Genomic DNA, 5,493 nt, shown 5'->3' on the forward strand with positions numbered 1-5,493 from the left:
GAGAGTAGGACACCGCCGAACACAACTTGAGAAAGCCCCCCAACATTGTTGGGGGGCTTTTTCGTGTCCCCGAAACATAAAGCTCACATACAGACAATTGTAGTTTTGTAATCGAATGTAAGAATTCGGATATATCTATTCATTAATTGCAAATAGAACAGTCGAATGTACTTATATGTCTGAGTTCGCTGGAAATATTCGAGAATTCTGAAATTGTTTCTCAAATCGTGTATTCGTGAATTCTTTTGATGTGTACGTTTCCAGGTATGAAAAGACTGGTAGGCGCATCAATAGTTGCAGTGGGATCCGTCTGTGCACTTGTCGGGGTGGCGAGTGCTGCCGCGCCTGGGGCGTCGTCGATACCCGCTGGCAACCCGCAGCATTTCATCTCCTACGACGTGACTCCCCGCACGCCGGTCGCAACGATCGACAGCTTCCATTACACGGTTGCGGTGGACACCCCGTTGTCATCCGATTATGTCTACTATGCGCAGTATCAGACATTTGAGAAGGGCGGCGGCTACTACTCGGGGATTCAGCCGCACCCGAACGGCACCGCCGGTGTCCGTTTCTCGCTGTTCGGTGCCGGTGGTGTGCCGCTGTCTTCGGAATGTCGGTCGGGCGCTGACGGGGGCAATGGTGTCACCTGTGCCATTGATGTTCCCTATTCGCGCGGAACGGCATATTCCTTCGACATCACGAAGTCGGGTTCGTCGTCGACGGCAACAACGTGGTCGGGAACGATTACCAATGATTCCACCGGAGTGGTCACAAAGATGGGGTCATGGTCCACTCCGGCCGCATTCGGTGGACTGAAGAGCACGACTATCGGCTTCATCGAGAAGTTCTCCGGGATCAAGACGTGTGGCGACATTCCGGATGTGAGCGTGAAGTATTCGAATGTGTCGTTCGGCAACGACAACCCGTCGTCTGGAGCCAAGATCTGGCCGAGCTCGAATGGTGGCAGCGGTATTTACACTTGTCTCGGTGTTACGCCCGCGAAGTCGGTGTCCACCGTCGGTCAGTTCAACATCGCCAGCGGTGACAGTACGGTCAGCCCGGTATCCCCAGAACCCGATCCGTCAACGTCGATACTGAATCAACTGGGGGACATTTTCGGCTCGTAACCGGATTCAGTCCGTCGGCGGAACAGGGGTTGATATGAGGCCTTCCGCCGGCTCACGAGGAATCGCAAGTTCTGTCTCTTCGAGGCGACCGCGCAGTGTGATGCTGTCGGTGATCTGCCACTGGTCGGCTTCGCTGTTGTGTGCCGCCGCAACAGCGCGGCCTGACGCTGCCAGATTTCCCGGTACGGTCTTGGCCACCTCGGAGAGACGGGCTGCCTCGTTCACAGGATCACCGATCACGGTGTACTCGAATCTTTCACGCGCACCGACATTTCCGGCAACTGCGATACCTGACGCGACGCCGATGCCGGCATTGATTTCAGGCACTTCGGCGCACAGACGGATCTGGATCTGTCTGGCCGCTGCGAGTGCGCTGCCCGCGTGGTCGTCGATCCGGTTCGGCGCACCGAAGATGGCAAGTGCTGCGTCGCCCTCGAACTTGTTGACAAATCCGCCGTGCCCGTCGACCTCGTCGACGATGACGTCGAAGAACCTGTTGAGGAGTGCGACAACGGCGGTGGGGGTGTTTGTCGAGGCGATCGTGGTGGAACCGATCACGTCGACGAAGAGAACCGATACATCACGTTCCTCGCCGCCGAGTTCGGGATTCTGACGCATCGCGTTGGCTGCAACCTCATGCCCGACGTGTCGTCCGAACAGGTCGCGAATGCGTTCACGCTCCCGAAGTCCTTCCGCCATACGATTGAAACCGGTTTGGAGCAAGCCCAATTCGGTACCGTCGTAGACAACGACGTGAGCACTCAGATCGCCGCGGGTGACTTGCTCCATACCTCGCCGAACGGATCGGATCGGCGCCGCAGCCGATCGAATGTTGATATAGGTCAGCCCGAGTCCGACGCACAGAGTGATTCCGCCGATTACGAGGATGGCGATTGCGAGAGCCTGCCCGGAGGCTGGACGGATGAAGCTGAAGATCGCGATCAACATCAGACCGGTGACAGGGACTCCACTGCCGAGCATCCAGACCAGGATGGTGCGCCCCGTGATGCCGAGCACCGCGGATTTGCGGGGTGTCCCGGATTCGAGGGCGCGGGCTGCGATGGGACGAAGTGCGAACTCGCTGAGGAGATAGCAGAACGCGCAGGTCGTGATTCCGCTGAAAGCTATGGTGAACAACACTTTCGGGATGGTGTTGGCGTCGACGATCCCGTACATCGTGGTGAACGTGGCCAATGCCACCGTCCACAGGATGGCTTGAACGCGGGTCAATCGCCATGGTCCACGCAGCGCGGCACGCTGATTCTCAGGTGTCGGCGGGACGTTGTCCGTTGCCCACTGAAGATCATGGATGAGGCGTGTAGTTCCCCAGAGCAACCCGACGACGAAGACACACCCAGTGAATATCGGCACTGCGATGAAGTTGATCCACGCGAACTCCGATCGCATGATGCTCGGGCCTGGAACAACAACTCCGATGAGAACGACGGCCAGTGCAGACCCGATCAGATTGGTGACCAGGAGCGGAGCAGTGAGGAGGGCTTGGACGCGAACGCGTCGTCGGCGGGGACTCTCGTCTGTGGATCCGAGCAGCCACGACCCTAGGGGCGCGCTCGGGACATTGCTGGGCTGCATAGTGTGTCGAGACTAGTCGCACCGATCCCTTAGGGTGGTGCAGTGCGCTTAGTTATTGCTCGTTGCCGTGTCGACTACGTAGGTCGATTGACCTCCCATCTCCCTACCGCCAGACGCCTTCTGTTGGTCAAAGCGGACGGTTCCGTCAGCATCCATGCCGATGACCGGGCGTATAAGCCGCTCAACTGGATGAGTCCGCCGTGCTGGTTGGTCGAGACCACCGGTGACAGCGACGACATTCTGTGGGTCGTGACCAACAAGGCCGGCGAAGAGCTGCGGATCACCCTCGAAGAGGTCGAACATGATTCGTCGTACGAACTCGGTATCGATCCTGGTTTGATCAAGGACGGCGTCGAGGCGCACCTGCAAGAGCTTCTCGCAGAGCATGTCGAAACGCTGGGTAAGGGCTACACCTTGGTACGACGCGAATACATGACGGCCATCGGGCCGGTCGATCTTCTGGTTCGTGATGCCGATGGTGCTTCGGTTGCCGTCGAGATCAAGCGTCGCGGGGAGATCGACGGTGTCGAGCAGTTGACGCGCTATCTCGAATTGCTCAACCGTGATCCGCTGCTCGCTCCGGTAACGGGAGTGTTTGCGGCGCAACAGATCAAGCCGCAGGCCAAGACTTTGGCAACCGACCGCGGGATTCGCTGCCTTGTCCTCGACTACGAGGCGTTGCGTGGGACCGAGAGCACCGAGTTCCGGCTTTTCTAATGCCTCGCCGGAAACCGATGCCGAAACAATCTCGTCGTACTGACAGTCGACGAGGTCCGGCTTCGGATGAACCGCGTGGTGTGCTTTTTGGCGGGGCAGTGGTCCGGGAGGAGCCCGGTCCGGGCGGCGAGCTGTACATGGTTCGGCCGATTCCGGGAGCCAATGCCACGAAGTTCTATCGATGCCCCGGCTGTGACCACGACATCAGGCCGGGAGTTGCGCATGTGGTGACGTGGCCGTCGGAGCCCGGTGGGGCCGCGGAGCGTCGGCATTGGCATACCGGATGCTGGTCAGGCCGCGGCACCCGCGGCCTGACCAGACGGTGGTCGTGACGGATCAGTTTCGGGACTGCGCCCGCTGTTCGACCTCGCGGGTGTCGATTTCGGCTGTGTTGGTGTTTTCGACGTCATCCGAGTCGTCAGTTTCCGGTTCGGATTCTGTGTAGCTCGTTTCCTCGTACTCGTCGTCGGTGAATTCCGAGGACGGCGGAGTGGTCGGAGCGTCGAGCAATTCGCTCTCACGGTTGACGGAGGCGAGCATCGCGGGCACCGAATCGAGCTGACCTCGGATTCCCAGGAGTTGCGCAAGGATGCGTCCACGTAGAACGCGCAGTTCTTCGGCAAGTTCCTTGGCGTGAGCGATCTTTCGCTCGGACTGATCTGTCGCAGCCTGTAGACGACGCTGCGCTTCGCGCGTGGCGTCGGTCAATCGTCGTTCGGCTTCTGCCTTGCTTGATGCTTCGAGTTCGTCGACTGCGGCAACAACCTTGGCGCGTCGTTCCGCCATCGAGATGTCGAAATCTTCGCGAATCTGAGTTCGCTTCGCCTCGGATTCGGCGGCCAGACGGTCGCGCTCGGCCTGCGCGGCTTCGACGATGCGCGCCGCTTCGGTCTTGGCCTGCAACATGGTCTGCTCGTGCATGGTTTCCATCGCGTTGCGACGGTCGTCGAGCTCCGCGATCAACGACTCGTAGTGCCCGCGTAGGCGGGCGCCGTCCTGTTCGGCGATGGAGGTCATCTCTGCTGCGTCGGCCTCGGCCTTGGCACGAACCTCGGATGCTTCGTCGGACGCCAGTCGGAGCATGCGGCTGATGCGATCGCTCATGCCCTCCGCAGTGGTGGGCGGAACGGACAGGCGGTCGACGTCCTTACGGAGATCGTCGATGTCGTCGCGGGCATCGTCCAACTGCTTGGCAAGGTCACGGGCTTGCGCGGCTGCGGCATCGCGATCCGCAGCCGTCACACGCAGTTCTACGTCGAATCGCTCGAAGTAGTTGCGTACCTCGTCGCGGTCGTATCCCTTCCGTGCGATCTGAAACGGAAGTTGAATGGAACCGCGGTCCTGCTCGTATGCCATGGCGACAATCTACCTGGCATATCTGCAGGAGTCGGGCCTACTAGTGCGACGCGGCCGGTTCGACCAGTTCGACGAGTACACCGCCGGCGTCCTTCGGGTGGATGAAGTTGATGCGTGAGTTCGCGGTGCCGCGCCTCGGTGCGTCGTAGAGCAACCGGACGCCGCGTGCACGGAGCTCGTCGGAAATAGCTTCGATGTCGGTGACGCGGTAAGCGAGCTGCTGCAGTCCGGGGCCGCTGCGGTCGATGAACTTGGCGATAGTCGAGTTCTCGTCGAGAGGTGCGAGCAACTGAACGGCCGTGGAGCCGGCGGGCGCACCGACGACGGAGAGCATGGCTTCGCGCACGCCCTGTGCTTCGTTGACCTCTTCGTGAGTCGAGACCATGCCCAGGTGCTGGGTGTACCACTCGATGGCGACATCGAGGTCGGGAACGGCAATTCCGACGTGGTCGATGGCGACGACGAGGTCGGAGGACAGCGCTGCGAGAGCGGGACTGGGGGAGGTCTGTGTCATACCGTTCACGGTAGCGCTACCGTTTAAGTAGTACACGTCGGGATGTGACTTGGCTCGTATACCACGTGCGCCCGAAGACTATGTCTCTTTTTGCAGCCGGAGGAAATCGTGACCAGTTCTGTGATTGTTGCCGGAGCCCGTACCCCGATGGGTCGACTCATGGGTTCGTTGAAGGACCTGTCCGGG

General features: G+C 60.0%; 6 protein-coding genes. 3 read left to right on the forward strand and 3 right to left on the reverse strand.

Translation table 11 applies throughout. From position 1 onward, the window contains the following. Window positions 1–266 precede the first annotated feature (266 nt). Window positions 267–1,127 carry a DUF3472 domain-containing protein gene (locus EEB13_RS31245; RefSeq protein ID WP_141487026.1) on the forward strand — a complete coding sequence of 287 codons (861 nt, stop codon included), beginning with the start codon at window positions 267–269 and terminating at the stop codon, window positions 1,125–1,127. A gap of 6 nt (window positions 1,128–1,133) precedes the next feature. Here EEB13_RS31245 and EEB13_RS31250 read toward each other — a convergent pair whose 3' ends face one another. Further along, entirely contained in the window at window positions 1,134–2,720 is a 1,587-nt protein-coding gene (locus tag EEB13_RS31250; protein ID WP_141487027.1) for an adenylate/guanylate cyclase domain-containing protein, read from the reverse strand. Window positions 2,721–2,762: 42 nt separating this feature from the next. Between EEB13_RS31250 and nucS the strand changes: the two genes are divergently transcribed. Together nucS and EEB13_RS31260 are read left to right on the forward strand one after the other, a co-directional pair. Then, on the forward strand, window positions 2,763–3,437 hold the full coding sequence (gene nucS, locus EEB13_RS31255) for an endonuclease NucS (RefSeq protein ID WP_033237400.1): 675 nt from the start codon (window positions 2,763–2,765) through the stop codon (window positions 3,435–3,437). After that, a complete protein-coding gene (locus EEB13_RS31260; protein WP_084702718.1) occupies window positions 3,437–3,769 on the forward strand; it encodes an ATP/GTP-binding protein in 333 nt (110 codons plus the stop codon). The genes nucS and EEB13_RS31260 overlap by 1 nt, the downstream gene beginning before the upstream one ends. A gap of 4 nt (window positions 3,770–3,773) precedes the next feature. Here the strand turns inward: EEB13_RS31260 and EEB13_RS31265 are convergent, their stop codons facing one another. Together EEB13_RS31265 and mce are read right to left on the reverse strand one after the other, a co-directional pair. Then, window positions 3,774–4,793, reverse strand: coding sequence for a hypothetical protein (locus EEB13_RS31265; RefSeq protein ID WP_141487028.1), 1,020 nt, complete (start codon window positions 4,791–4,793; stop codon window positions 3,774–3,776). A gap of 40 nt (window positions 4,794–4,833) precedes the next feature. Beyond that, a complete protein-coding gene (gene mce, locus EEB13_RS31270) occupies window positions 4,834–5,307 on the reverse strand; it encodes a methylmalonyl-CoA epimerase (protein ID WP_141487029.1) in 474 nt (157 codons plus the stop codon). Window positions 5,308–5,493 lie beyond the last annotated feature (186 nt).

Origin of the sequence: Rhodococcus sp. WS3 (assembly GCF_003797085.1) — a bacterium.
GTDB lineage: Bacteria > Actinomycetota > Actinomycetes > Mycobacteriales > Mycobacteriaceae > Rhodococcus_F > Rhodococcus_F globerula.

Coding starts and splice junctions, on each gene's coding strand:
- EEB13_RS31245 (WP_141487026.1), top strand. CDS start 267: ATGAAAAGACTGGTAGGCGCATCAATAGTTGCAGTGGGATCCGTCTGT.
- EEB13_RS31250 (WP_141487027.1), bottom strand. CDS start 2,720: ATGCAGCCCAGCAATGTCCCGAGCGCGCCCCTAGGGTCGTGGCTGCTC.
- EEB13_RS31260 (WP_084702718.1), top strand. CDS start 3,437: ATGCCTCGCCGGAAACCGATGCCGAAACAATCTCGTCGTACTGACAGT.
- EEB13_RS31265 (WP_141487028.1), bottom strand. CDS start 4,793: ATGGCATACGAGCAGGACCGCGGTTCCATTCAACTTCCGTTTCAGATC.
- mce (WP_141487029.1), bottom strand. CDS start 5,307: ATGACACAGACCTCCCCCAGTCCCGCTCTCGCAGCGCTGTCCTCCGAC.